This window comes from Sphingomonas sp. TX0543, assembly GCF_048565505.1.
Taxonomy (GTDB): domain Bacteria; phylum Pseudomonadota; class Alphaproteobacteria; order Sphingomonadales; family Sphingomonadaceae; genus Sphingomonas.
In genome coordinates, this window is sequence record NZ_JBLZUS010000002.1 from 934,588 (window position 1) to 960,160 (window position 25,573).

A 25,573-nucleotide genomic window follows, 5' to 3' on the forward strand; every position below is an offset into this window, starting at 1 on the left:
CCGCGACACAGCGCCGTTAACCGTCATGAATGGGTGCGCCGGCCGACAGCGGCAATCTGCTGAGCGAGCCGGCGCAACCGAAGCTTATCCGCTATAATACATATCATATTCTACCGGGCTGGGCGTCATCTCCCAGCGCGCGACCTCTTCGTACTTCAGCTCGATATAGGCCTCGATCTGATCCTTCGAGAAAACGTCGCCCTTGAGCAGGAAGTCATGGTCGGCGGTCAGCGACTCGAGCGCCTCGCGCAGCGATGCGCAGACGGTCGGTACCTGCGAAAGCTCCGCCGGTGGCAGATCGTACAGGTTCTTGTCCATCGCGTCGCCCGGATGGATCTTGTTCTGGATGCCGTCGAGGCCAGCCATCATCAGCGCCGCATAGGCGAGATACGGATTCGCGAGCGCATCCGGGAAACGAACTTCGACGCGCTTTGCCTTTGCTCCGGCTCCATAAGGGATGCGGCAGGAGGCCGAGCGGTTGCGGCTCGAATAAGCGAGCAGCACGGGCGCTTCATAGCCCGGCACAAGCCGCTTGTAGCTGTTGGTGGACGGGTTGGTGAACGCGTTCACCGCCTTGGCGTGCTTGATGATGCCGCCGATGAAATACAGGCACATATCGGAAAGCCCGGCATAACCGTTACCGGCAAACAGCGGGGTCTTTCCTTCCCAGATCGAGAAGTGGGTGTGCATGCCCGAGCCGTTATCTTCCTTGATCGGCTTGGGCATGAACGTCGCCGACTTACCATAGGCATGGGCGACCTGATGCACGACATATTTATAGACCTGCATCCGGTCCGCAGTGGTGGTGAGCGTGCCAAAAGTAAGGCCCAGCTCATGCTGTGCCGCCGCTACCTCGTGGTGGTGCTTGTCGCAGGGCAGGCCCATTTCGAGCATGGTCGAAACCATCTCGCCACGGATATCCACAGCGCTGTCCACAGGGGCGACGGGGAAATAGCCACCCTTGGCGCGCGGACGGTGGCCCAGGTTGCCGCCCTCATATTCGCGGCCGCTGTTCCCGGGCAGTTCGATGTCGTCGATCTTGTAATAGCTGGTGGAATAGCTGTTTTCGAAGCGCACGTCGTCGAACATGAAGAATTCGGCTTCCGGGCCGACGTACACCGTGTCGCCGATTCCGGTTGTCTTGAGATAGGCTTCCGCGCGCTTCGCCGTTGAGCGCGGATCGCGGGCGTAGAGCTCGCCGGTCGCCGGCTCGACGATGTCGCAGATCAGGATAAGCATCGGCGTGGCCGAAAACGGATCGGTGTAGACCGCATCCAGATCAGGCTTCAGCGTCATGTCGGACTCGTTGATCGCCTTCCATCCGGCGATCGACGATCCGTCGAACATCAAACCGTCGGTCAGTTCATCCTCGCCCAGCACGCCGGCGCACATCGTGAGATGCTGCCATTTGCCCTTGGGATCGGTGAAGCGAAGATCGACCCACTCGATCTCCTCGTCCTTGATACGCTTCAGAACGTCGCTGGCCGTCGTCGCCATGATTAATGCCCTTCGTGTTCGAGATGCCGCCGGTCATGAAGGCCGGCGATGGTTCGTTTGAGTTGTGGTCGCGGATCAGATCGCGTCGTCGTCGCGCTCTCCGGTGCGGATGCGCAGAGCGGTCTCGACCGGGATGACGAAAATCTTGCCGTCGCCGATCCGGCCGGTCTGTGCGGCCTGCGCGACCGCTTCGACCACGCGATCGACCAGCCCGTCCTCGACGACTACCTCCAGCTTAACCTTCGGTAGGAAGTCGACGACATATTCGGCGCCACGATAAAGTTCGGTATGGCCTTTCTGCCGGCCAAAGCCCTTCGCCTCGGTTACGGTGATGCCGGACACGCCCACTTCGTGCAGCGCCTCCTTCACCTCATCGAGTTTGAACGGCTTGATGATCGCTTCGATCTTCTTCACGCGTTGATGCCCGTCCCCATTTGAAGCCATGCCGAATACCAACGGCTTTGCATCGAACGTGCCAGTCGCGCGCGCGAAGGGCAAGGCGGCGACTCGTCTCAAACCGGGGATATTCGTTGCCCGTTTTTCGGGCACGCGGACGAGCCGTGCCGGTTTCGAGGGCAGCGGCGCACGCGAGGGATGAGCGCGTGCCGCTGCCCTCGAACTATCTGGCGGACTTGGCCTGCACCGCGCCGCCGTCGCGCAGATTCTGCTGCGCCCAATGCGCTTCGTCGATCACATACAGGCGGATCAGTTGCGCCTGCTCGGGTGTCAGCACCTTGGCGAAGCTGACCATTCCCTGATCCTTGAGCGCACCATCGATCAGGATCGATTTCCACGCATCCGCATTGCCCAGCGCGCCCGAGCGTTGCAGGTTCGGCAACACGCCGCCGCCGCCCGCCGCCGAGGCGCCGTGGCACACCTGGCAGAAGCGACCGAACAGATCGCGGCCTTGGGCAACCTGCGCCGGCGTGCCGGTGGCGGCCGGCAGCGCCACCGGGCTGTTGTCGGGCGGCGTGGTCGTGGGGAGTGCGGTCTTGCCGCCCAGCTTGAAGACGATCAGCCGTGGACGATTGGGCACCTCCGCGCCCTTGCCATAAGCGTAGCCGAGCGACAGCGGCAGTGCGCCGCCCCGGCCGGCGAGCACCGCGACATATTGCGTGCCGCCGACCACATAGGTCGCCGCCCCCGCCATCACGCCGGTGCCGACCGGATAGGCGAGAAGCTGTTTCCCCGTATCGGCCGCATAAGCGCGGAATTCGCCCAGCGACGTGCCCTGGAATACCAGATTGCCCGCGGTGGTCATCGTGCCGCCATTCCACGGCGTCGGATATTTCACCGTCCACCGCGGCTTGTTCGCGACCGGATCCCAGGCCACGAGCAGGCCGGTCGCCGCCGCCGTCGCGCCCTTCACCGCTGCGGCGTCGCGCGGATACATCAGCGCGCCCATATTCTCGCCGACATTGAAGCCGATCGGCTTTGCCTGATCGAGCGGCGCGTTGCCTGCCATATAACCCGCGCCGACGATCTGCGCCGGGATATATGCAAGCCCTGCCTTTGGGTTGAAGCTCATCGGCTGCCAATTGTGCGCCGCAATCGCCGAGGGCACGGCGAGGAATGGCTTGCCTGTTTTGTAATAGCGCGATGCCGGGTTCTCGATCGGTCGCCCGGTCTTCATGTCATAGCCGGTCGCCCAATTGACGCCGGGAATGAACTGGCCGGCATTGATGAGCTTTCCGTCCGTCCTGTCGATGACGTAGAAGAAGCCGTTCTTCGGTGCCTGCATCAGAACCTTGCGCGGCTTGCCGTCAATCGTAAGCGTGGCGAGGTTGATCGGCTGTGTCGCTGTGAAATCCCAGCTTTCCGCGGGCGTTTCCTGATAATGCCAGAGATATTCGCCCGTTTCCGGCTTCAGCGCGACGATCGAGGACAGGAACAGATTGTCGCCCTGTCCTTCCGAGCGCAGCCCGTGGTTCCAAGGCGATCCGTTGCCGACGCCGAGGTAAAGCTGGTCAAGCTCTGCGTCATAAACGATCGAATCCCACACCGTCCCGCCGCCGCCGGATTGCTTCCACTGCCCGTTCGCGGACCAGGTGGGCGAAGCCTTCGCCATTGCCGCGTCGGAGGCTTCACCATCCTTCGCGCCGTTCGGATTGGGGACAGTGTAGAAACGCCATTTCTTGCTGCCGTTCGCGGCATCATAAGCGGTGACATAGCCGCGCACGCCGAACTCCGCGCCGCCGTTGCCGATCAGCACCATGTCCTTTACGACGCGGGGCGCGCCGGTGATCGTATAGGGCCTGGCCTTGTCGGTGGTCTGGACGGACCAGTCCTCCTTGCCCGTCGCCGCATCCAGCGCGACCAGCCGCCCGTCGAGCGTGCCGAGATAGAGCCGGCCCTTCCACGCCGCGACGCCGCGATTCACCACATCGCAGCACGCCTGCACGCCTTTTTGCGGATCGATCTTCGGATCGTATGTCCACAGCGCCTTCCCGGTCGCCGCGTCGAAGGCGAACACCTTGGACCACGGGCCGGTCACGAAAAGCTTGCCGTCGATCACGATCGGCGTCGCTTCCTGCCCGCGCGCGTCCGGCATGTCCGCGAACCAGGCGACGCCGAGCTGCCCCACATTGCCGTCGTTGATCTGGGTAAGGGGGGAGAAGCGCTGTTCGGCATAATTGAAGCCGGTCATCGCCCAGTCGCTGCCGTCGCCGCCGGTGGTGAGCAGCGCGCCATCGACCTTGCCCACGCCGGACGCGCCGCTTTTTGCCGGCTGGTTGTTGCCCCCGCTGGTGCACGACGCCAGCAGCGCCACGATCGCCGTCAGCGCGAAACCTTTCCGCATATCCCTCTCCCCGCTCCGCCGTTGTGGAGTCGTTCTGACAATGGTGGCGCAGGATTGACGCAAAGGGAAGGGGGTAAGTCGATTCGCTTAATCGCAGCGTCCTGCGCGCAATTCGATTGCCAGCGCGCGGATATCGCGGCAGCCTGAGCGTCATGAACGAGGCCGATCGCTCCGCCGCCGACCTGCGACGTCGCCGCAGGCGCAACGGCTGGAGCTGGGCGACCATCGCGGCGATCGCGCTGCTTGGCCTGCCCGCGTTGTGGTTCACCCTTGCCTATGGCGGTCTGCCGCGCCTCTGGAGCCATCATGAGCACAAGCTGATCGGCAAGCGCGCGGAGATCGTTTCCTATACAGCACAGGATATTCCTGGCGACCCGATCAACCTGGAGTTACACGGCGAGCGTCGCGCGATCGAATGCGTGTTCCGCCGCGGCGGCTGGTCGCTTGCCGATCCGGTAAACCTGCGATCGGGCCTTGGCATCGCGGCCAGCGTGCTGCTCGGCCGGCCCTATCCGGAGGCGCCCGTCAGCCCGCTGTATTTTGCGGATCGCACGCAGGATTTTGCCTTCCAGCGCGACGAAGGCAGGAGCGCGGACAAGCGCCACCACATCCGCTTCTGGCGCATCGGTCCGAATCATTGGGCGGCCGCCGCCACCTTCGATCGCGGCGTCGGTTTGAGCCTGTTCACGCTACAGATCACGCATCATATCGGGCCGAAGGTCGACGACGAGCGTGACGCTGCCGGCGCGCTGCTTCGCGCGAGCGGCGCCGAACTTGCCGATGCCCGGCAGTCGCGGATCACCCCCGGTTGGCACCGCAACGGCGGCGGGGACAAATACCTCACCGACGGGATGATCCACGTCTATCGATTGAGCGGGGGCGGATGTTGAGCGCCGCCACCGGGCGCGCTCACGCGTAAGGTGGTTGATCCAGGCCACCGGGCGATTGCGTAAAGATCTCGCAACCATCCTCGGTGATGCCGATGGAATGCTCGAACTGCGCGGAAAGCGAACGGTCGCGCGTCACGGCCGTCCAGCCGTCGTCGAGCAGCTTCACGTCCGGTCGCCCGATGTTGATCATCGGCTCGATCGTGAAGATCATGCCGGGGCGCAGTTCAGGCCCGGTCCCGGGGCGCCCGACATGAACGACCTCCGGCGCATCGTGAAACAGGCGGCCCACCCCATGACCGCAGAAATCACGAACCACACCGTAGCGATGCGCCTCCGCGTGACGCTGGATCGCGTGCGCCACATCACCCATATGATTGCCGGGCCTTGCCTGCTCGATCCCGAGCATGAGGCATTCATAGGTCACGTCGACGAGCCGTTTCGCCTTCAGCGGCACCTCACCAATCAGATACATACGGCTTGAATCGCCGTGCCAGCCGTCCAGGATGGGCGTGACATCGACGTTGACGATATCGCCCGACTTAAATGGCTTCTCGCCCGGGATACCGTGACAGACGACATGGTTGATCGAGATGCACGAGCTGTGCGTATAGCCGCGATACCCCAGCGTTGCGGGGACCCCGCCGCGGCTGACGATGAAGTCATGGATCAGCCGGTCGATTTCGGCGGTGGTCACGCCGGGCACCATGTGCGGCACGATCATGTCGAGCGTTTCGGCCGCCAGACGTCCGGCCCTGTGCATCCCGTCGAATGCGTCGCGCCCGTGGAGTTTGATCGCGCCATCGCGCCCCAGCGGCGCATCGCTGCTGACAGTCACATATTCAGTCATCATGTCGATATAGCGTGGCGAACGCCGATTGGCGAGGCTATGCCCCGAAACACATGGTTGACGAACGCATCTGGACCGCCGCACTCGTCGTGATCGGCGACGAGATTCTCTCCGGCAGAACGCAGGACAAGAACGTCGCGCAGATCGCGCTGTGGCTAAACGTGCAGGGCATCCGGCTCGCCGAGGTTCGTGTCGTCGCCGATCGCGAGGAAGCGATTGTCGAGGCGGTGAACACCCTGCGTGCGCGCAACGATTATCTTTTCACCACCGGGGGCATCGGGCCGACGCATGACGACATCACCGTCGATGCGATCGCGGCGGCGCTGGGTGTAGGCGTCGTCCATCATCCAAAGGCGGTCGCGGTGCTGGAGAATTATTATGCCACTCGTGGCGGCATTACCGATGCACGCCTGCGTATGGCGCGCGTGCCGGAGGGGGCGGACCTCATCGAGAATCGCATGTCGGGCGCGCCCGGCATCCGCTGCGGCAATATCTTTATCATGGCCGGGGTTCCCAGCATCACGGCCGGGATGCTCGACGCCCTGACGGGCACGCTGCAAGGTGGCCGCCCGGTAGTGAGCGGTACGCTCGGTTGCTGGGTGGCCGAGAGCGAGGTCGCGGAGCTGCTCGGCCGGATCGAGCGCAGCCATGCGGGCGTCGCGATCGGCAGCTACCCCTTCTTCCGTGAGGGCAGGACCGGCGCCAATTTCGTGGTCCGCTCGCCGGATTCGGCGCAGGTCGATCGCTGCATCGCCGATCTGGCCGAGGCGCTTGCCGCGGTCGGGCGCGAATCGGTGCCCGGCGGAATCTGAGCGGCGGTCAACTCTCCGCCACGGTAAGCGCCTCCAGCCGGAAGCTGGTGCGGGCTGGCGCCCGGTGCACTGACGCCACCGCGATATCGGCGACCAGATGCCCCAGGATCGGCAGCGTGTCTTCCCTCAGACCCGCCAGCCATTGGTCCAGCGCCGCACTCGTCGGCGCGCCACCGGCGATCTCGTGGCGCATGCCGGAGAAGGTCGCGCTGTGCCACTCCGTCGCGTGACTATCGGTAAAGGCGATGCTCGCGCCGCTCCGTCCGGCCGAGTTGCTCAGCGCCCGTTCCAGCAGGGCGACCACGCCCGGCCCCCGCTTCACTGGCTGCTCGCGATGAATGCGTCGACCCGCGCTGAAACACCCGGACCAGGCGTGCGCCCCAGCCTTAAGTCGCCCACCAGACGCGGATCGCGGACAGCGCGTCGGCCGAACGTGGTTGGCGCCATGCCGGTGCGGCGCAAATAGCGATCGATTTTGGCCAGTAGCGACATATCGTTCTCGACTCCCGATTCTCTGTTCCTTTTTTGTTCTCTCATGATTTCCAACTTGTCCAGGAAATTTCCTGCGACTAATGTCGGGAATGAGCAAAAACCCACGCGAAGCGCTGGTGCGACTTGCCGAGGCACGCGGCACAAGCCTCGCTGCGTTATCGACGATGCTCGGGCGCAACGTCGCCTATCTCCAGCAGTTCGTCGGGCGCGGCTCACCGAAGCGGCTGGCGGAAGATGATCGTCGCACGCTCGCCGCCTTTTTCGGCGTGGAGGAGAGCGTTCTCGGCGGCACGGCGGCGGGCGCGGCAATGATCGAGGTGCCATGGATCGCAGTGTCGGCGGCGGCCGGCGCGGGGGCGGATCCCGGCAGTGAGCGCCGCCTGCGCCCCGAGCGCTTCTCGCCGGAAACGCTTATGGCAGTCGGCATCGCTCCGCGCACCGCCTCGATCATTACCGCGCGGGGCGATTCGATGGCGCCGACGATCCTGGATGGTGACCGGCTGGTGGTGGACGGCGGCGACCGCAACGTGGGGCGAACCGGCGCGATCCTCGTGTTGCGCCGGGACGGCGACCTGCTCGTCAAACGGGTTATCGCCCAGCAGGGGATGCTCACGCTGATGAGCGACAATCCAGCCTATGCGCCTGTCACTGTTTCGGCCGAGGCGGTGCAGCCGATCGGGCGGGTCAAGCTCTTGTTGCGGATGCCGCAATAAGACGCTCGATAGTCACAATGGCGCCGTCTTGCTTGAGCGCTGATCGCGCGGCATTTGTTCCGGCACAAGACCCGCAACGAGCCGTCTTCCACGCAGCTCTTAATGATCGTCGCGCTTCAGATCGGCGCCGCGATTGGTTGGTTCCGGTGGTGAAGATGCGCTGGGTACCGCACTGCGGCGCCCGCGGTCGCCTAGCCGCGATCCCTCAGCCACAGCGCGATCGACACGCCGATCCCAATTGTCAGCCCGATCAGCAACCCAATCGTTGGCTGACCTGCGGCGAAGCCGAGGATCGCGCCGCCGAGCACGCCGCTGGCGATCAGGAAGCCGCCGGCGGCGGAAGGGCGTGCGGGTTTTTCGGCTGGCATGGCTCGCGCCTTGGCATGTCGCGCGTCACGATGCCAGTGCCCGGATCGCTAAACGCTTTGGAAAGGCTCTTTCCGAACGGAGTCTTAGGCGGCGCGCGCGCAATGGGAGCGCCGCATGGAAAACTTCCCTTATGTAGCCGGGCGTACGACGCTCGCCGATGCCGAGGCGCTGCTCGTCACCCATGGCCGCGCCGCTGCCGACGAGGCCGCCGCGCGCGCCGATCGCAGCAGGGATATCGGCAATCACATCCACTTCTGTCACTGGCGCCAGATCGAGCGGCTGGTTGAGCTGCTCGCGGCTGACCGCGTGGTGGGCACGATTCACTAGGGCCTAGCGGCGACACCATTGTCGCGCGGCGGGATCGCGCGCTATCAGGCTGAGATGGTTCGGCGAGGCGCCGCATTACTGGTCGCGATCCTCGCCGTGCCGCCCGCCGCGGCACAGCAACGAACACCCATGCCCGAAACGCTTTCGGTCACGCCGCCTGTCGGCGCGAGCGACATGCTCGATCCGAACGCACCGCTTTCACCGATGCCCGATATTGGCGTGGCGTGGCCCGATCTCGCCAAGGCGCCGGCAGATACCGCGCCCGAGGCGGCAAACGTTGTTGCCGAAACGCGCTACGCTTATCGCATCGAGGGGATCGATAACGTTGCGTCCTCCTTGCTGCGGCAGCGCTTCGCCGAACTTTCGGTGCTCGATCAGCATGACGGGGAGCCGGCCAATGCCGCCCAGCTCGATCGGCGCGCGCGGGAGGACGCCACGTTGCTTGTCGCGCTCCTGCGCGGCGAGGGCTATTATGACGCGCGCGTTCAAACCAGCGTGGATGCCGGCGCCGGCAAGCCGGTGGTGGTGCTGTCCGCCACACCGGGCCAGCTTTATCGCCTCGCTACCGTGACGATCGATGGGATGGCGGCGGCGGGCGACAGGTCGGCCGCGCTTACTGATGCGTTCGGCGTCAAGCAGAACGATCCCGTCAACGCCGACGCGATCGCCGCGGCACAGGCGCGGTTGACCGAACAGGCCGGCAAACAGGGTTTCCCGTTCGCCAAGATCGGCGATCCCGAGGTTACCGTTGATCGCACTGCGCGCACCGCGACGCTCGATCTGAAAGTCGATCCCGGCCGCGCGCGCAGATTCGGGCGCTTCCGGGTCAACGCGAACAATCGCGTGTTCGACGCCAAGCATGTGCAGGAGATCGCGCGCTTCCAGCCCGGCGAGCAATATTACGCCCCCGGCCTCGATGATCTGAAGCGCGCGCTGATCCAGACAAGCCTGGTTTCCAGTGCCGTAGTGAAGCCGGTGCCGGGCGCCGCGCCCGATATCGTCGATGTGGATGTCACGCTTCAGCCAGCTCCACCTCGCACGATCGCGGGCGAACTCGGCTATGGCACCGGTGAGGGGGCGCGCGCGGAGGTAAGCTGGACGCATCGCAACTTCTTCCCCCCCGAAGGCGCGATCATTCTGCGCGGCGTACTTGGGACTCAGGAACAGCTTGCGCAGATCACCTATCGCCGCAACAATTTCGAGGGGCGCGATCGCGTGCTGACCGGGCAGGTCGCGCTCTCTCACACCGAGCGGCTGGCCTATATCGCCGATACCTTCTCGATCTCCGGCTCGTTGGAGCGGCAGACCAATATCTTTTTTCAGAAGGCGTGGACATGGTCGATCGGTGCGGAGCTGGTCAGCACAGACGAACGCGACGTGATCGCCTCCACCGGGCAGCCGCGCCGCCGCACCTATTATATCGCCGCGCTGCCGCTGAGCCTCGTTTATGACGGCTCGGACGATCTCCTCAACCCAACCACCGGCTACCGGCTCGGTGGCCGGCTCAGCCCGGAGCTGTCGCTGCTCGGTCAGGCGTTCGGCTATGCCCGCACCCAGATCGACGCCAGCGCCTATACGCCGCTCGCCGACAAGCTGGTGCTCGCCGGACGGGTACGGCTCGGCACGATCGTCGGCGCCCCGCGTGACGCGATCGCGCCGTCGCGGCGCTTCTATGCCGGCGGCGGCGCATCGGTGCGCGGCTACGGCTATCAGGCGATCGGCCCACGTGATCCAAACAACGATCCGATCGGCGGGCGCAGTCTAACGGAATTCTCGATCGAAGCGCGGTTGAAGGTCGGCGGCAGCTTCGGCATCGTGCCGTTCTTCGATGCCGGCAACATCTACACCTCGCCGCTGCCCAAGTTCACTGCGCTGCAATACGGCGCCGGATTAGGCGTGCGCTATTATTCCAATTTCGGCCCGATCCGCCTGGATGTCGGCACGCCGCTAAACCCGCAGAAGGGCGATTCGCGCGTCGCCGTGTACGTCTCGCTGGGGCAGGCATTTTGAGGCGTGCGACCCGGTGGATCGCAGGGATCGCAGCGGCGGCGCTGGCGATCTTCGCCGCCGCGATACTGGTCGTCGACACCGACATGGGCCATCGCTGGGTCGCCGATCGCATCGCCGCGGTGCGCACGCCCAGCGGGCTGCGTTTCACGGTGGGGCGGATCGACGGCTCGCTTTACGGTCGCGCGATACTGCGCGACGTGCGCGTCCATGATCTCGATGGGCTGGTATTTTCCGCGCCTGTCGCACGGCTGGATTGGTCGCCGCTGCGCTGGTTCAACAACAGGCTCGACATCACCGCGCTCGATGTGCCTGTCGCCACTCTCGCCAAATGGCCGCGCACCCGCCCCAGCGCGAAGCAGGGGCCGCTGCTCCCCGATTTCGATATCCGCATCGGCCGGCTGACGGTCGACCGGATGATCGTCGATCGGCGGGTGACGGGGGTGGCGCGCTATGGCCGCATCCTGGGGCGGGCGGATATTCACGCCGGTCGCGCAATGGTCGATCTGTCGGCGGTGATCGAGGGCAGCGACGCGCTTCGGCTGAATATCGATGCCGAGCCGGATCGCGACAGGTTCGATATCGCCGTCCGCGCGCGCGGCGTGAAAGATGGTCTGCTCGCGCGGCTCACCGACATTCGCAAGCCGCTGCGGCTTGACGTGTCAGGCTCGGGAAGCTGGGCGAGGTGGGACGGCGAGGCGCGCGCCGATGCGGGCGGCGAGCGGGTGATCGATCTCTCGCTCGGCAATCGGAAGGGCGCATACACGCTCACGGGCGATCTCGTCCCCTCGGTGGTTTTTGGCGGCAAACTGCAACGGCTCACCGCGCCGCGCGTCACCGTGAACGGCGGCGCGACGCTCACCGACCGGCGCCTGGCGGGCAATCTGGCGCTCCGGTCCGCGGCGCTGGCGATCGACACTGCCGGCACGATCGATCTCGGCGCCAGCGCGTTTCGTTACGTCCGCATCCGCGCGCGGCTGCTCAAACCTGCCGCATTGTTTCCGAACATGACGGCGCGTGACATGGAACTGCGCGCCGTGCTTGAGGGTGCGTTCGCCACCGCCGCGTTCGATTACCGCCTCATCGCCACCCGCTTCGCCTTTGACGATACCGGTTTCGAACAGGCGCGGGCGGCGGGGAAGGGGCGGTTCTCCCGATCGCCGCTCGGCCTGCCGGTGCATTTCACCGCCGCGCGTGTGACGGGCGTGGGAGATGTAGCCGGGGGCATATTGCGCAATCTTTCCGTCGATGGCGTGCTGCGCGTCACCAGTCGCCTCGTCACCGGCGACGATCTGCGTGTGAGGTCAGACAAGCTGTCCGGGCGGGTCAATCTGTTGCTGGATCTGGCGAACGGCCAGTATCAGATCGGCGTCAACGGCGCACTGGGGCGCTATCTCATCCCCGGGCTCGGCGTGGTGGACGTAGCCTCCGTGCTGCGCGTCGCGCCGGGGCCGGGTGGCCATGGCACCCGCGTCATCGGACGCGGGGAGGCGCGGATGGTGCGGCTCGACAACGGCTTCTTCCGCGGTATCGCAGGCGGGCTGCCGCGCATCCAGACCGCGCTGGAGCGGACGCCCGATGGGGTGATGCATTTCACCAACCTCGTTCTTACCGCCCCGTCGCTGCGCCTTGTCGGCACCGGGCTTCGTCGCCGCGATGGCACGTTCGTCTTCGAGGGGCGTGGGACTCAGAAAAGCTATGGCCCGCTGACGCTAAAGCTCGATGGCCAGATCGAGAAGCCAACGATCGATCTGGTGCTGGCTGCCCCGAACGAGGCGATGGGGCTGAGGCAGGTGCGCGCGCATCTCGATCCAAGCGTCGGCGGCTTCGCTTTCGTCGCCGCCGGCGGGTCGCGGCTCGGCCCGTTCGAGGCGGCGGGAAATATCCTGTTACCGCCCGGCAGAAACGCGCAGATCGCTTTCGCCCGGATCGACGTGAGCGGGACGCGTGCGGTAGGCGCTCTCGATATCGTCGAGGGCGGTCTCGCCGGCCGGCTGGCGCTGGATGGCGGCGGTCTTTCCGGAGAGCTCCTGCTCCGACCGGCCGGCGCGGTGCAGCGCGTGGAGGCGCATATCGATGCACGCCGAGCGAAACTCGGGGATCGCGTCTCGGTGCGTGTCGCGCATCTCGATCTAGTCGCGCTGCTTGATCCCGCGGGGTCATCGATCGAAGCAAGCGCCAATGGCGGAGGATTTCAGCGCGGCAGGCTGTCGATCGGGCGCTTTGCGGGCAATGCGCATCTGCGTGGCGGTACAGGCGAGATTCGCGCACAGATATCGGCGGCGCGCGGGCGGGCCTTTGATATCAGCAGCGTCATCGCCGTAACGCCTGACAGCTATCGTATCACCGCCGCGGGAACGGTAGATCGCCGGCAACTTAAGCTGCTCGAGCCGGCGGTGGTTACGCGAGCGGGCAATGCGTGGCGGCTTGCGCCGATGCGACTTGGCTTTGCGGGCGGCGAGGCGACGTTATCTGGCCAGTTCGGGGACGATTCCACTGAGATCGAGGCGACACTTGCGCGTATGCCGTTGTCGCTCCTCGACATCGGCTATCCGGGTCTCGCGCTTGGCGGCAGCGCGTCGGGCAGCGTGCATTATGCGATCCGCGGCGATGGCGCGCCGAACGGGCGGGCGGATCTAACGGTGCGCGGCCTCACCCGCGCCGGCCTGTTCGCCTCCTCCAAGCCGATCGACATCGGCATTGCGGGCGTCCTCTCCGCCGAAAAGGCAGGGGTCCGCGCCGTGATGGCATCGGGCGGGCAGACGATCGGTCGCGCGCAGGCGCTGCTGTCGCCGCTGGGACAGGGCGATATAGCGCAGCGACTGATGGGCGCGGGCCTTTCCGCGCAACTGCGCTACAACGGGCCGGCCGATACGTTATGGCGGCTGAGCGGCGTCGAGATGCTTGCGATCTCCGGCCCGGTGGCGATCGGCGCGGACGTGTCGGGTCGCGTGTCCGATCCCTCGATCCGGGGGATGCTGCGCGCCAACGGTGCGCGGATCGAAAGCGCGACGACCGGAACCGTGCTCACCAACGTTCAGGCGGCGGGGGCCTTCCAGGGATCGCGCCTCCAGATCCAGCAATTCGCCGCCGATGCTGGCAAGGGCGGGCGCGTGACCGGTAGCGGCCAGTTCGATTTTTCGACCGATGCGGGGATCGGTCTCGATCTGGTGCTCGACGCGCGCCGCGCGATGCTCATCAACCGCGACGATATCGCCGCGACCGTCACTGGCCCGCTGCGCTTTCATTCGAGCGGGGCGGGCGGGCTGATTTCCGGCGATGTTGTGCTCGATCGCAGCCGCTACCGGCTTGGGCAGGCGACGGCGGCCAGCGCGGTGCCAGCGCTCAAGGTACGCGAGATCAACCTGCCGGGCGGCGGCGAGGAAGATGAAGCGCGCCCTACGCCATGGCGGCTCGATGTGCACGCCCGAGCGCCGGGCCAGTTGATGGTCAGCGGCCTTGGTCTGTCGAGCGAATGGTCAGCCGACCTCAAGATCGGCGGCGCACCGGACAACCCGGCGATCACCGGCCGCGCCGATCTCGTGCGGGGCAATTATGAATTCGCGGGCCGCGAATTCCAGCTGGCGCGCGGGGTGATCCGGTTCGGCGGAGAAGTACCGGCCAACCCAGCTCTCGATATCGAGGCGAATGCGGATTCGACGAACCTGAACGCCACCATCCGTGTGACCGGTGTCGCGCAAAAGCCGGAAATCAGCTTCACCAGCACGCCCGCGCTGCCGCAGGACGAGCTGCTCTCGCGCCTTCTCTTCGGCACGTCGATCACAAGCCTGTCCGCGCCGGAGGCGTTGCAGCTCGCGGCGGCGGTGGCGGCGCTGAAGGATGGCAGCGGGGGGCTGAATCCGATCAACGCGGTCCGGCGCGCGGCCGGGCTTGACCGGCTGCGCATCCTTCCTGCCGATCCGCAGGCCGGACAACAGACATCGATCGCTGCGGGCAAATATGTGACGCGCAAGCTCTATGCGGAGATCATCACCGATGGGCAGGGCTATTCCGCGACGCGGATCGAATATCAGGTGACGCGCTGGCTGTCGCTGTTGTCCAGCATCTCGACCCTCGGGCGGCAAAGCGCCAATGTGCGCGTCTCCAAGGATTATTGAGTGGCAGGGCGGCTGCGAGCCGCCCCCCCCCCGATCTCACGCCAGCTTAGTACCGATCATCACCTGCGGCGTGATGTCCGTGAACTTCGCGACATCGGCCTGCAGTTCTCCGCGCCGCGGCGTGGCCATCGCCTCGCCAAGCGCCTCGGGCGACGCGAAGTGGAAATGCGCGATGAGCGCGAACGGGCTCGGCACCCCGCCCATCGGCTGACCCTCGATCAATTCGATCCGCTCGGGGCTCCAGATCTCGTCCGCCAACTGGGCGTGGTGATCGCGATAATAAGCGCTGTCGAACCGCGCGCCTTCGTGATTGGGATAGACGACCGATACGATCATGCCGTGCTCTCCTTCGAGCAAAAAAGAAGGGCGCCGTTTATTGCGGCGCCCCGTGGGGATGAAGGCTCAGGCTGGTTCGCCGACGATCGTTTTGACTTCCATGAAATCGGTGAGCCCGAACTTGCCGCCCTCGCGCCCGTTACCCGATTGCTTGTAGCCGCCAAACGCGGTTCCCGGGGTTGGGCCCCAGGTGTTTATCGTCACCAGCCCCGCGCGCAGCTTGCCCGCGATCTTCGCCGCTTCTGCCGGATCGCCGGAGATCGTGGCGGAGAGGCCGTATTCGGTGTCATTGGCCATCTCCACCGCCTGATCGCGATCGTCGTAGGTGGTGATCGTCGCGATCGGGCCGAAGGTTTCCTCGCGATAGATGCGCATTTCCGGCGTTACGTCCGCGAGCACGGTTGGTTTGACGAAATAGCCCGCATTACGGCCGTCGGGGCGGCCGGTGCCGCCGGTGACAAGCCGTGCGCCTTCGTCGAGCGCGGACTGGATCAGCCCCTGGATCTTCTCGAACTGCGCCTTGTTGACGACCGGGCCGATATGCGCGCCCTGCTCCTCGGGGTTGCCGACCTGTGTCGCATCCATGATCGCCTTGACCACCTCGGTCGCGGCGTCGGCCTGGCTCTTGTGGACAAGCAGACGGGTGGGCGCGATGCAGCTCTGCCCGGTATTGGCGATCACGCCGGCCAGCGTCGGCGGGAGCACTTCCTCCAGCTTCGCGCCCTCGAGCACGAGGTTCGGGGCCTTGCCGCCGAGCTCCTGATGGACGCGCTTCACCGTCGCGGCGGCCGCAGTGGCGACGGCAACGCCCGCGCGGGTCGATCCGGTGAAACTCACCATATCGACGCCCTTGTGTGCAGACAGTGCCGCGCCCACGCCCGGGCCATCCCCGTTGACCAGATTGAACACGCCGGCCGGAACGCCCGCGTCATGCAGGATTTCGGCAAAGATCAGCGCGTTGGCGGGGGCCTCTTCCGATGGCTTCAGGATCATCGTGTTGCCCGCCGCGAGCGCGGGAGCGACCTTCGCGCAGATCTGGTTGAGTGGCCAGTTCCACGGCGTAATCATCGCAACGACACCGACCGGCTCGTGAACTACGCGCGAGGCGCCGATCTGTTCGGAAAACTGGAACGCGCGCAGCGCGGCCAGCGTGCCCATGAAATGCCCGAGGCCTGCGGGGGCCTGCGCCATGTTCGCGAAGGAGATCGGCGCACCCATCTCGCGACTGGTCGCGGCGGCGAGATCGGGGATGCGCGCCTTGTAGCCCGCGATAATCTTTTCGAGGATCGCGGCACGCTCGTCGACGCTGGTCTGCGACCAGGTCTCGAAGGCCTTGCGCGCGGCGGCGACAGCCTTGTCGACATCGGCGGCGGTCCCGAGCGTGATTTCGGTGCACGGCTGCTCGGTGGCCGGGTCGATCACCTCATGGCGCCGTCCGCCATCGCTCTCCACCCATGCGCCATCGATATAGTGCTTCAGGTAGCTTTCCATGACGAGCCTCTCCAGCAAAGTTTGGGGATTCCGGTATGCTCATGCGTTGTCGTCGATTAGGTTGCAACAGGAAACGCGACGCCCGCCAACCGTACCGCGACGGGACGTTCGCGTGTTGCCTGACAAAGCCTCTTCCGTCGTCACCTGAGCGCGCGCAAGAAAGCGCGGTACGATGAAAGGAACCTTCCGGCATGCGCCGTCACGCTGCTCTCCTCGCCCTGTCGCCGCTGCTGCCGGCCGCCGCGACGCCCGCGCAGGCGCCGTTCACGATTGCGGAGACGGGCCAGGGCTTTCCACACCTGCAGGATGCGCTGATGGCGCGGCGGGGGCAGGATCTCACCGTGCTGATCGCCCCTGGCATCTATCGTGAATGTGCGATTCAACAGGCCGGGCGCGTCACCTTCAAGGCGACGGAGCCGGGCAAGGCGATCTTCGAGAATGCGTGCGAGGGCAAGGCCGCGCTGGTGCTGCGCGGGAAAGCCTCGATTGTGGACGGCCTGGTCTTTCGCAACATCCGCGTGCCGGATGGCAACGGCGCGGGCATCCGCATCGAGATCGGCGACCTTACGGTACGCAACTCCATGTTCGTGGATAGCCAGGAGGGTATTCTGGGCGCGACCGGCGACGCCACGCAGATCCTGATCGATCACTCCACCTTCTCCGGCCTCGGCCAGTGCGACGAGACGCCTGATTGCGCGCATTCCATCTATCTCGCCAACACCGGCGAGATATCGGTCACCAACTCGCGCTTCGAACGCGGGCGCGGCGGCCATTACGTCAAGCTGCGCACCCCGCATTTGCGCATCGACGACAACAGTTTTGACGACAGCGCGGGACGCAAGACCAATTACGCGATCGACCTGCCCGAAGGAGGAACGGGCGAAATTCTGCGCAACACCTTCGTGCAGGGGCCGAACAAGGAGAATTGGACAGGCATGATCGTCGTATCGGCCGAGGCGCGGAAATACCCCGCCACCGGCCTGCGCATCGCCGGTAATGTCGCCACGCTTGCGCCGGGGCAGAGCAAGAGCCCGGCGTTCGTCGCCAACGTCAGCGGAGATCGGCTGGCGCTGGGAGCGAACAGGCTGGGGCCCGGCGTGCGCGCTTATGAGGATCGCAAGCCCTAGGCCGCGAGCGCCACCCGCCGACGGATCATATCCGCCGCCTTTTCCGCGATCATGATAGTCGGCGCGTTGGTATTCGATCCCACCAGAGTTGGCATCACCGAGGCATCGACGACGCGTAGCCCCTCCACCCCACGCACCCTGAGCTGCGCGTCGACCACGGCCATCCGATCGCCATCGGCGCCCATCTTGCACGTGCCGACCGGGTGGTAGATCGTTTCCGACTTCTGACGGACCCAGGCATCGATTTCGGCATCGCTGCGCACGCTTGCGCCGGGTGCGATCTCGTCGTCGCGATAGGGATCAAACGCGGCCTGTGAGGCCACGTCGCGCCCGATCTTCACGCATTCGCGCATAACGCGCACGTCCTCGGGCTGACTCAGGTAATTGGCAAAGATCAACGGATCCGCCAGCGGATCGCCCGATGCGATCGTCACGCGGCCGCGACTTTCCGGGCGAAGCTGGCACAGATGCATCGAGAAGCCGTCCTGCTTCACGCGCACCTTGCCATGATCCTGCATGATCGCGAGCACGCCATGGATCTGTATATCCGGGCGCGACAAGCCGGCGCGCGAATTCACGAAGGCGCCGGATTCAAGGAATTGTTGCCGCCCATAGCCGGTGCCACGGAGCAGATATTCGAGACCGATCCGGATCTGCCGCAGTCCCTTCGTCGCAGAATAGGCGGTGGTCAGGCCGTGGCAGCGCCAGTTCATGATGACATCAAGATGGTCTTGCAGATTCTCGCCGACGCCAGGCAGGTCGTGAACTGCGCGGACGCCGGCATCTTTCAGGCGTGCGGGATCGCCGATGCCGGAAAGCTGGAGGATCTGCGGGCTTTGCACCGCGCCCGCGCACAAAAGAGCTTCGCCCGCAACCGCGACGCGCGCGGGCTGATTGCCAGCGACGTATTCCACCGCAATCGCGCGACCGCTCTCGATCACGATTCGCGTTGTGCGCGCGCCCGTGATGACCGTAAGGTTGCGTCGTTCCATTGCCGGACGCAGATATGCCTCGGCGGTGGACCAGCGCCGGCCGTTGGCGATCGTCAGATCGTAGCGGCCGAACCCCTCCATCGCCGCGCCATTGAAATCGCCGGTGAGCGGATAGCCGGCCTGTCGGCCTGCCTCGATCAGCGCATCATGAAACGGGCTGTCATTCTCGCCGCCGGAAACGATCAGCGGGCCGCCCGCGCCGTGCAGCCCGTCGCTCTCACCCCGATGATGGCCTTCGAGACGGCGGAAATAGGGAAGCACGTCATCCCACGACCAGCCCGTGAGACCGAGCTGTCGCCACTCGTCATAGTCCTGCGGATGACCGCGCATATAGACCATGCCATTGATCGCGGACGATCCGCCGAGCCCTTTGCCGCGCGGCCACCACAGACGGCGGTTGTCTAGATGCGGCTCCGGCTCCGTCCAGAAGCCCCAGTTGTGCTTGCCCTTGGCCTTGATAAGATTGCCGACGCCAGCGGGCATCCGCACCAGCATCTCCTTGTTCGCGCCGCCCGCCTCCAGCAGGCAGACGCTAGCCGCCGGATCCTCGGAAAGTCGTGCCGCGAGCGCACATCCCGCGGAGCCGCCGCCGATAACGACATAGTCATAGCCTGCCACGTCATTCTCTCCTGATTTGTTCTCGCTATTCTACGGCACCAGAACGAGCTTCCCGACCATCGCGCTGTCGCGCATCGCCTCGAAGGCGGCACGCCAGTCGGCGAGCGGATATTCGGCGTGCACGCGCGGCCGGATCTGTCCCTGCTCGGCAAGTTGCCAGACCGCATCCATGTTCTCGCGCCCCTTGTCGGGGAATTGCCGTCCATATTCTCCGGCGCGCACGCCGACGACCGAGAAGCCCTTGATGAGCGGCATGTTGGTGGAGACGGTCGCGATCCGGCCTGATGTGAAGCCCACTACCAACAGACGGCCGCCGAACGCGATGCAGCGCGTCGATTCGTCGAAAACGTCGCCGCCGACGGGATCATAGATCAGGTTCGCGCCTCCACCGGTGATCTCCTTCACCTTCTCGCGAAAGCCCGGCGCGATCACGGTGGCTTCGGGTGCATAGTCCGCCGCCACCCGCGCAAGCTTTTCCGCGGAGCGGGAGGAGGCGATCACGCGACAGCCGAGGGATTTCGCGAGGTCCACCGCAGCCAACCCGACGCCGCCGGTTGCGCCGTGGATCAGCGCCCATTCGCCGGGCTGAGCCATGCCAAGCCGCACCAGCGCGACATAAGCGGTGAGATAGGCGGTGCCGACACACGCGGCTTCGGCAAACGAGAGGTGCTCGGGCTTTCGGCGGATACCCGCCGCGTCGGCCGAAACGATCTCTGCGAAGCCGCCAAGGCGTGTGCCGCAAACCACAGCCTCGCCCGGCGCAAATCCGTCGCCCGCGATCACTTCGCCCGCTACTTCCATGCCGGGCACAAAGGGAAGCGGAGGCTTGAGCTGATATTCGCCGCGCGTCATCAGCAGATCAGGATAGTTGAGCGACGCGGCCTTCACCCGCACCAGCACCTTGCCGGGCGCGGGGCGAGGCGCCGTGACATCCACGATTGCGGTGCCCGACAGATCGGGCGAGAGAGCGGAGACGACTAGCGCCCTCATCAGGCGGCTGCGCGCGCGATCATGATATCGAGCAGCGAATCGAACAACGATGCCATGTCGAGATGCGGCGCGTGGACCTTGCTCAGCCCCAGCGTGATTAACCCATAGGCGCGAACCTCTGCCTCATGCCGGGTGAAGCCCGCCTGGGTGAGGCTGCGCGCCAGAAAATCGAGCATCAGTTCATCGTGGCGTTCAACCGCGGCGCGCGCGCGCGCATCGCTTTCCGCCCACGCGCGCATAGCGATCGCCAGCCTGGAGGCGCCCCGCCGGCGAACGGTCTGTCCCAGCAGGCGTATGCGCGCGATCGGATCGGAGGTAGCGCGCTCCAGCGCGTCTATCAGGTCAGTTACCTGATCTTCTGCAAAATAGCGCGCGAGCTGCCCTTGATAATCATCGAAATCCTTGAAATGATGATAGAAACTGCCAGTGGAAACGCGCAGCTCCTCCGCGAGCGGCCGTAGCTTGAGCGCCTTCAGGCCGCCCCTTCGCAAGAGAGACTGGCCCGCTTCCAGCCAATCGCGCGGCGTGAGGTCCGGCGACCGCGCTGCGGTCTGAATTGCTGGCGACACGCTTGACATCCCCTGTACCATAACCAAGGTTATGCTGGAAATTGGCGCCGGTAAAGAGGCGGCGCCGTCATCAGGTCTGGAGAGGTTGCAATGCCCGACGCCTATATCATCGACGCCGTTCGCACGCCGCGTGGAATCGGCAAGCAGGGAAAGGGTGCGCTGGCTGATCTGCATCCGCAGCATCTCGCGGCGACCGTGCTTAAGGCGATCAAGGAACGTAATAATCTCAACACCGCCGAGGTGGACGATATCATTTGGTCCACCTCCACCCAGCGCGGGAAGCAGGGCGGGGACATGGGCCGTATGGCGGCGCTCGATGCCGGCTATGACGTTAAGGCTAGTGGCACGACGCTCGATCGTTTCTGCGGCGGCGGGATTACCGCGGTGAACTTTGCGGCGGCGCAGATCATGTCCGGGATGGAAGACCTCGTTATCGCGGGGGGCACCGAGATGATGAGCCTCACGGCCGCCATGTCGCAGGAGGATATGGAAGCCGGCAAGCCAATGCTAGGCATGGGATCGGGAAACGAGCGGCTCAATGCCGCGCATCCGCAGAGCCATCAGGGCATCTGTGGCGATGCGATCGCCAGCATGGAAGGGATCACTCGCGAGGAACTCGACGCGCTCGGCCTGGAAAGCCAACGCAAGGCGGCGGTGGCGATTGCCGAAGGGCGTTTCGACAAGTCGATCGTTCCAGTGACGGACGACTCTGGCAATGTCGTGCTCGCCAAGGACGAATATCCGCGCCCGCAAACCACGGCGGAGGGGCTTGCCAGTCTCAAGCCCTCGTTCGCGGCGATCGCGGATATGCCCTATAACAAGAAGGGCGACACATTCCGTGCGCAGATCAATCGCAAATATCCCGATTTGAAGATCGAGCATTTCCACCACGCCGGCAACTCTTCGGGTGTCGTGGACGGGGCGGCGGCGGTGCTGCTCGCTTCAAAGGAATATGCTGACAAGCATGGCCTGAAGCCGCGCGCACGCATTGTTGCGATGGCGAATATCGGCGACGATCCCACGCTAATGCTAAACGCGCCAGTCCCAGCGGCGAAGAAGGTGCTCGCGAAGGCGGGTCTCACCAAGGACGATATTGATCTATGGGAGATCAACGAGGCGTTTGCCGTGGTGGCGGAAAAGTTCATCCGCGATCTCGATCTCGACCGCTCCAAGGTCAACGTCAACGGCGGCTCGATCGCGCTGGGCCACCCGATCGGCGCGACCGGATCGATCCTTATCGGTACCGTCGTCGATGAGCTTGAGCGACAGAACAAGCGCTATGGCCTCGTCACGATGTGTGCCGCCGGCGGCATGGCGCCGGCGATCATCGTCGAACGCGTCGAGAGCTGAAGAAATGCCGGCGTGGACGACGCGCAAGATGTCGCCGCGCCCTTCTTTTGGAGAGTGAGAAATGCTGCATCCGGTCGCTCATGCTCGGGCGACGCCTGACAAGGCCGCCTATGTAATAGCCGCCACGGGCGAGACGGTAACCTATGCCGAGCTGGATCGCCGCGCCGACCAGGGCGCGCAACTGATCCGCTCGCTGGGCCTGAAGCGCGGCGACGCGATCGCCGTGATGATGGACAACAACGCCCGCTATCTGGAGGTGATGTGGGCGGCGGAGCGGGCCGGGGTGTATGTCACCTGCCTGTCGTCGAAGCTGATGGTCGACGAGGTGGACTATATCCTTCGCGACGGCGACTGCCGCGTGCTGATCGTGTCGAAGGCGACCGAGGCGTGCGCCGCCGCGCTGCTGCCGCGCATCGCGGATCTGCGGCGCTTCATGGTCGGCGGCACGGCCGAAGGCTATGAGAGCTACGAGGCCGCGCGCGACGCGCAGCCCGCCGCGCCGATCGCAGACCCTTCTCCCGGCCAGATCATGCTCTATTCGTCCGGCACCACGGGCAAGCCGAAGGGCGTGCGGTTCGCGCTGCCGCAAGAGCCGCTGGGGATGAACCCGTCGCCGCTCGTCATGCTGGGGCAGGCACTTTACGGCTGGACGCCCGACATCGTCTATCTCAGCCCGGCCCCGATGTACCACGCCGCGCCGCTGCGCTGGTCGATGGCGGTGCAGCAGCTTGGCGGCACGGTCGTCATCATGGACCGGTTCGATCCCGAAAAGGCGCTGGAATATATCGAGAAATACAAGGTCACCCACGCCCAGTGGGTGCCGACGCACTTTATCCGCATGTTGAAACTGCCCCCCGAGGTGCGCGCGAAATACGACATGTCCTCGCTCAAGGCGGTGTGGCACGCGGCGGCGCCCTGCCCGGTGCCGGTGAAGCAGGCGATGATCGACTGGTGGGGGCCGATCGTCGGCGAATATTACGCCGGCACCGAGGGCAACGGCTTCCACGCGATCCAGGCGGCGGAATGGCTGACGCACAAGGGCTCGGTGGGACGCAACCTCACCACGATCACCCACATCTGTGACGAGGACGGTAACGAGGTGCCCCCGCGGACCGAAGGGACGATCTATTTCGAGAGCCCGACCGGTGAGCGCACCTTCACCTATCACAACGACCCGGAGAAGACGGCCGACTCCACCGACAGCCACGGCTGGACCACGCTGGGCGATGTGGGCTGGGTGGATGAGGAAGGGTATCTCTACCTCACCGATCGCAAGAGCTTCATGATAATTTCGGGGGGCGTGAACATCTATCCTGCCGAGATCGAGAATCTGCTCGTCACGCATCCCAAGGTGGCGGATGTCGCGGTGATCGGTGCCCCGCACGAGGAAATGGGCGAAGAGGTGATCGCGGTGATCCAGCCGCGCGACATGGCGGAAGCCGGCGAGGGACTTGCCGCCGAGCTGACCGCGTTCGCGCGGGAGCATCTCAGCCACGTCAAGACGCCGCGCCGCATCGATTTTCGCGCCGAGCTGCCGCGTCATGACACCGGCAAGCTCTATAAACGGCTGCTTCGCGACGAATATTGGGGGAAGAAGCCGCTCGTCGAAGGCGCCGCCGCGTGAGTTTCAACTTTGGCGACATGATCGAGGCGGTCGAGCGGAAGATTCCCGCCGATCGCGTGGCGCTGGCGCACGGAGACGAGGTGATCGACTGGGGCGAGTTTCGCCGCCGATCGAACAATCTCGCCCGCGCGCTGATCGAACGGGGCCTGCAGCCGGGCGAGCGCGTGGCCTTCTATGCCTATAACAGTGCCGATTACATGATCGCGCTGATGGCTTGCTGGAAGGCGCGCGGCGCCCACGTCAACGTCAACTATCGCTATGTCGCGGATGAACTGGCCTACATCCTGGCGGATAGCGACGCGACCGTGCTGTTCTATGACGCGCGGCTGCGCGATGCGGTGGCGGCGGTGGTCGATCGCGCCCCGCTCGTGCGTACATGGGTTGAATGGGGTGGTTCCGCCGATGCCCCGCCAGCCTTCGCCGTATCGCAGCGGACGCTGACGGAGGGCGACGGCGCATCGCTGGATATCATTCGCGATCCGGCCGATCGCTTCTTCATCTACACCGGCGGCACGACCGGAATGCCGAAGGGCGTGGTGTGGACCCATGCCGATCTCAACGCGATCGGGCTGGCGGCGGCGGCTGCGCAGGGGCTGCCGTTGCCCGAGGATGTGGAGCAGGCCGCATCGTTCGCCGCCGCCAATCCCGATTATCCCAGGACGGTGGTTGGCCCGCCGATCATGCACGGCACCGGCCTGCTATCCGCTTATGGCGCCATGCTGGGCGGTGGCATGGTGGCGACGCTGCCCGGCAAGAGCTTTCGCGCGGAGGAGGCCCTGGACGCGATCGACCGCTGGAAGGCGAACCGGCTGGTCGTGGTCGGCGATGCCTTCGCGCGGCCGATCGTCGATGCGCTCGATGCCGCGCCCGGCCGCTGGGACGTTTCGTCGATGCGGGTGATCATTTCATCCGGCGTGATGTGGACGCAGGGCGTGAAGGACGGGCTGCTCCAGCATATGCCCGAGGCGATGTGCCAGGATAACTTCAGTTCTTCCGAGGCGATCGGCATGGGCGTGTCGATCACCACCCGCGAGGGCACGGTGGAAACCGCCAAGTTCATGGTCGGCCCGCGCTGCCGGGTGCTCGATGAGCAGGATCGCGACGTGGTGCCGGGATCGGGGATGCGCGGGATCGTGGCGCTCGGGCCCCCCAATCCGGTCGAGTATCACAAGGACCCGGAGAAGAGCGCGCGTACCTTCCGCACGATCGACGGTGTGCGCTATTCGATCCCCGGCGATTTCGCTGAGGTGGCCGCAGACGGCACGCTGATCCTGCTCGGGCGCGGCTCCGCCTGCATCAATTCGGCCGGCGAGAAGATTTTCCCCGAGGAGGTGGAGGAGGCGCTGAAGCTGTGCCCCGGCGTCGAGGACGCGCTGGTGTTCGGCATCCCAGATCCGAAATGGGGGCAGGCCGTGGCGGCGGTCGTTCAGGCGGGCGATGGCTATGCGGAGGATGCCGTGCGCGACGATCTGCGCGCGCGACTCGCCGGATACAAGCAGCCCAAGCTTTTCGTCGCGACGGATCAGTCGCTGCGGGCGCCCAATGGCAAGGCCGATTACGGCAAGGCGAGGGGGCTTGCCGGGATCGCCTGACGGCGGCGGCCC

Annotated in this window: 21 protein-coding genes; 10 read left to right on the forward strand and 11 right to left on the reverse strand. The window is 65.3% G+C overall.

The window, feature by feature from the left end:
• Positions 1 to 84 precede the first annotated feature (84 nt).
• The 3 genes from glnA to ACM61V_RS05185 all read right to left on the reverse strand — a co-directional run bounded on the left by glnA (position 85) and on the right by ACM61V_RS05185 (position 4,297).
• Positions 85 to 1,497, reverse strand: a complete 1,413-nt coding sequence (gene glnA / locus ACM61V_RS05175; RefSeq protein WP_137787858.1) for a type I glutamate--ammonia ligase — start codon at positions 1,495 to 1,497, stop codon at positions 85 to 87.
• Positions 1,498 to 1,572: 75 nt separating this feature from the next.
• A complete protein-coding gene (locus tag ACM61V_RS05180) occupies positions 1,573 to 1,911 on the reverse strand; it encodes a P-II family nitrogen regulator (RefSeq protein WP_137787857.1) in 339 nt (112 codons plus the stop codon).
• Positions 1,912 to 2,116: 205 nt separating this feature from the next.
• Entirely contained in the window at positions 2,117 to 4,297 is a 2,181-nt protein-coding gene (locus tag ACM61V_RS05185; protein WP_137787856.1) for a PQQ-dependent dehydrogenase, methanol/ethanol family, read from the reverse strand.
• 152 nt (positions 4,298 to 4,449) lie between these two features.
• Between ACM61V_RS05185 and ACM61V_RS05190 the strand changes: the two genes are divergently transcribed.
• A complete protein-coding gene (locus ACM61V_RS05190) occupies positions 4,450 to 5,187 on the forward strand; it encodes an LssY C-terminal domain-containing protein (RefSeq protein WP_137787855.1) in 738 nt (245 codons plus the stop codon).
• Between the two features lie 19 nt (positions 5,188 to 5,206).
• Here ACM61V_RS05190 and map read toward each other — a convergent pair whose 3' ends face one another.
• Positions 5,207 to 6,034 carry a type I methionyl aminopeptidase gene (map, locus tag ACM61V_RS05195; RefSeq protein ID WP_137787955.1) on the reverse strand — a complete coding sequence of 276 codons (828 nt, stop codon included), beginning with the start codon at positions 6,032 to 6,034 and terminating at the stop codon, positions 5,207 to 5,209.
• Between the two features lie 53 nt (positions 6,035 to 6,087).
• On the opposite strand from map, the gene ACM61V_RS05200 reads away from it, so the two are divergent.
• Complete coding sequence (locus tag ACM61V_RS05200; protein WP_137787956.1) at positions 6,088 to 6,846, forward strand: competence/damage-inducible protein A; 759 nt, start codon at positions 6,088 to 6,090, stop codon at positions 6,844 to 6,846.
• 7 nt (positions 6,847 to 6,853) lie between these two features.
• Here ACM61V_RS05200 and ACM61V_RS05205 read toward each other — a convergent pair whose 3' ends face one another.
• Complete coding sequence (locus tag ACM61V_RS05205; RefSeq protein ID WP_137787854.1) at positions 6,854 to 7,168, reverse strand: hypothetical protein; 315 nt, start codon at positions 7,166 to 7,168, stop codon at positions 6,854 to 6,856.
• A gap of 259 nt (positions 7,169 to 7,427) precedes the next feature.
• Between ACM61V_RS05205 and ACM61V_RS05210 the strand changes: the two genes are divergently transcribed.
• Positions 7,428 to 8,051: a S24 family peptidase gene (locus ACM61V_RS05210; RefSeq protein ID WP_137787853.1), complete on the forward strand. Its 624-nt coding sequence runs from the start codon at positions 7,428 to 7,430 to the stop codon at positions 8,049 to 8,051.
• A 191-nt stretch (positions 8,052 to 8,242) separates the two neighbouring features.
• Here the strand turns inward: ACM61V_RS05210 and ACM61V_RS05215 are convergent, their stop codons facing one another.
• The gene (locus tag ACM61V_RS05215; RefSeq protein ID WP_171007647.1) at positions 8,243 to 8,419 is read right to left on the reverse strand and encodes a hypothetical protein; all 177 of its coding nucleotides are present in this window, start codon (positions 8,417 to 8,419) and stop codon (positions 8,243 to 8,245) included.
• 115 nt (positions 8,420 to 8,534) lie between these two features.
• Between ACM61V_RS05215 and ACM61V_RS05220 the strand changes: the two genes are divergently transcribed.
• Genes ACM61V_RS05220 through ACM61V_RS05230 form a run of 3 tightly spaced genes read left to right on the forward strand, consistent with a single transcriptional unit; the run spans position 8,535 to position 14,872 of the window.
• The gene (locus tag ACM61V_RS05220; RefSeq protein WP_137787852.1) at positions 8,535 to 8,747 is read left to right on the forward strand and encodes a hypothetical protein; all 213 of its coding nucleotides are present in this window, start codon (positions 8,535 to 8,537) and stop codon (positions 8,745 to 8,747) included.
• Positions 8,748 to 8,801: 54 nt separating this feature from the next.
• Entirely contained in the window at positions 8,802 to 10,757 is a 1,956-nt protein-coding gene (locus ACM61V_RS05225) for an autotransporter assembly complex protein TamA (RefSeq protein WP_419713863.1), read from the forward strand.
• Entirely contained in the window at positions 10,754 to 14,872 is a 4,119-nt protein-coding gene (locus tag ACM61V_RS05230; protein ID WP_249341676.1) for a translocation/assembly module TamB domain-containing protein, read from the forward strand. Before ACM61V_RS05225 ends, ACM61V_RS05230 begins: the two co-directional genes overlap by 4 nt.
• A 36-nt stretch (positions 14,873 to 14,908) precedes the next feature.
• Here the strand turns inward: ACM61V_RS05230 and ACM61V_RS05235 are convergent, their stop codons facing one another.
• Both ACM61V_RS05235 and ACM61V_RS05240 read right to left on the reverse strand, forming a co-directional pair.
• Positions 14,909 to 15,208, reverse strand: a complete 300-nt coding sequence (locus tag ACM61V_RS05235; RefSeq protein WP_137787850.1) for an EthD family reductase — start codon at positions 15,206 to 15,208, stop codon at positions 14,909 to 14,911.
• A 66-nt stretch (positions 15,209 to 15,274) separates the two neighbouring features.
• Positions 15,275 to 16,699 carry an aldehyde dehydrogenase family protein gene (locus ACM61V_RS05240; protein WP_137787849.1) on the reverse strand — a complete coding sequence of 475 codons (1,425 nt, stop codon included), beginning with the start codon at positions 16,697 to 16,699 and terminating at the stop codon, positions 15,275 to 15,277.
• A gap of 191 nt (positions 16,700 to 16,890) precedes the next feature.
• Here ACM61V_RS05240 and ACM61V_RS05245 point away from each other — a divergent pair, with 191 nt between their 5' ends.
• Complete coding sequence (locus tag ACM61V_RS05245) at positions 16,891 to 17,826, forward strand: right-handed parallel beta-helix repeat-containing protein (RefSeq protein ID WP_137787848.1); 936 nt, start codon at positions 16,891 to 16,893, stop codon at positions 17,824 to 17,826.
• Here ACM61V_RS05245 and ACM61V_RS05250 read toward each other — a convergent pair.
• Genes ACM61V_RS05250 through ACM61V_RS05260 form a run of 3 tightly spaced genes read right to left on the reverse strand, consistent with a single transcriptional unit; the run spans position 17,823 to position 21,004 of the window.
• The gene (locus tag ACM61V_RS05250; protein ID WP_419713864.1) at positions 17,823 to 19,436 is read right to left on the reverse strand and encodes a choline dehydrogenase; all 1,614 of its coding nucleotides are present in this window, start codon (positions 19,434 to 19,436) and stop codon (positions 17,823 to 17,825) included. The genes ACM61V_RS05245 and ACM61V_RS05250 overlap by 4 nt on opposite strands.
• Before the next feature lie 30 nt (positions 19,437 to 19,466).
• Positions 19,467 to 20,426 (reverse strand): NADPH:quinone oxidoreductase family protein, encoded by a 960-nt coding sequence (locus ACM61V_RS05255; protein ID WP_137787846.1) that lies wholly within the window; start codon positions 20,424 to 20,426, stop codon positions 19,467 to 19,469.
• Positions 20,426 to 21,004 carry a TetR/AcrR family transcriptional regulator gene (locus tag ACM61V_RS05260; protein ID WP_249341675.1) on the reverse strand — a complete coding sequence of 193 codons (579 nt, stop codon included), beginning with the start codon at positions 21,002 to 21,004 and terminating at the stop codon, positions 20,426 to 20,428. Before ACM61V_RS05260 ends, ACM61V_RS05255 begins: the two co-directional genes overlap by 1 nt.
• A gap of 81 nt (positions 21,005 to 21,085) precedes the next feature.
• Between ACM61V_RS05260 and ACM61V_RS05265 the strand changes: the two genes are divergently transcribed.
• The 3 genes from ACM61V_RS05265 (at position 21,086) to ACM61V_RS05275 (ending at position 25,561) form a co-directional block, all read left to right on the forward strand.
• Positions 21,086 to 22,345 carry an acetyl-CoA C-acetyltransferase gene (locus ACM61V_RS05265; RefSeq protein ID WP_137787844.1) on the forward strand — a complete coding sequence of 420 codons (1,260 nt, stop codon included), beginning with the start codon at positions 21,086 to 21,088 and terminating at the stop codon, positions 22,343 to 22,345.
• A 61-nt stretch (positions 22,346 to 22,406) separates the two neighbouring features.
• On the forward strand, positions 22,407 to 23,969 hold the full coding sequence (locus ACM61V_RS05270) for an acyl-CoA synthetase (protein WP_212742222.1): 1,563 nt from the start codon (positions 22,407 to 22,409) through the stop codon (positions 23,967 to 23,969).
• The gene (locus ACM61V_RS05275; RefSeq protein WP_137787843.1) at positions 23,966 to 25,561 is read left to right on the forward strand and encodes an AMP-binding protein; all 1,596 of its coding nucleotides are present in this window, start codon (positions 23,966 to 23,968) and stop codon (positions 25,559 to 25,561) included. Before ACM61V_RS05270 ends, ACM61V_RS05275 begins: the two co-directional genes overlap by 4 nt.
• Positions 25,562 to 25,573: the final 12 nt, after the last annotated feature.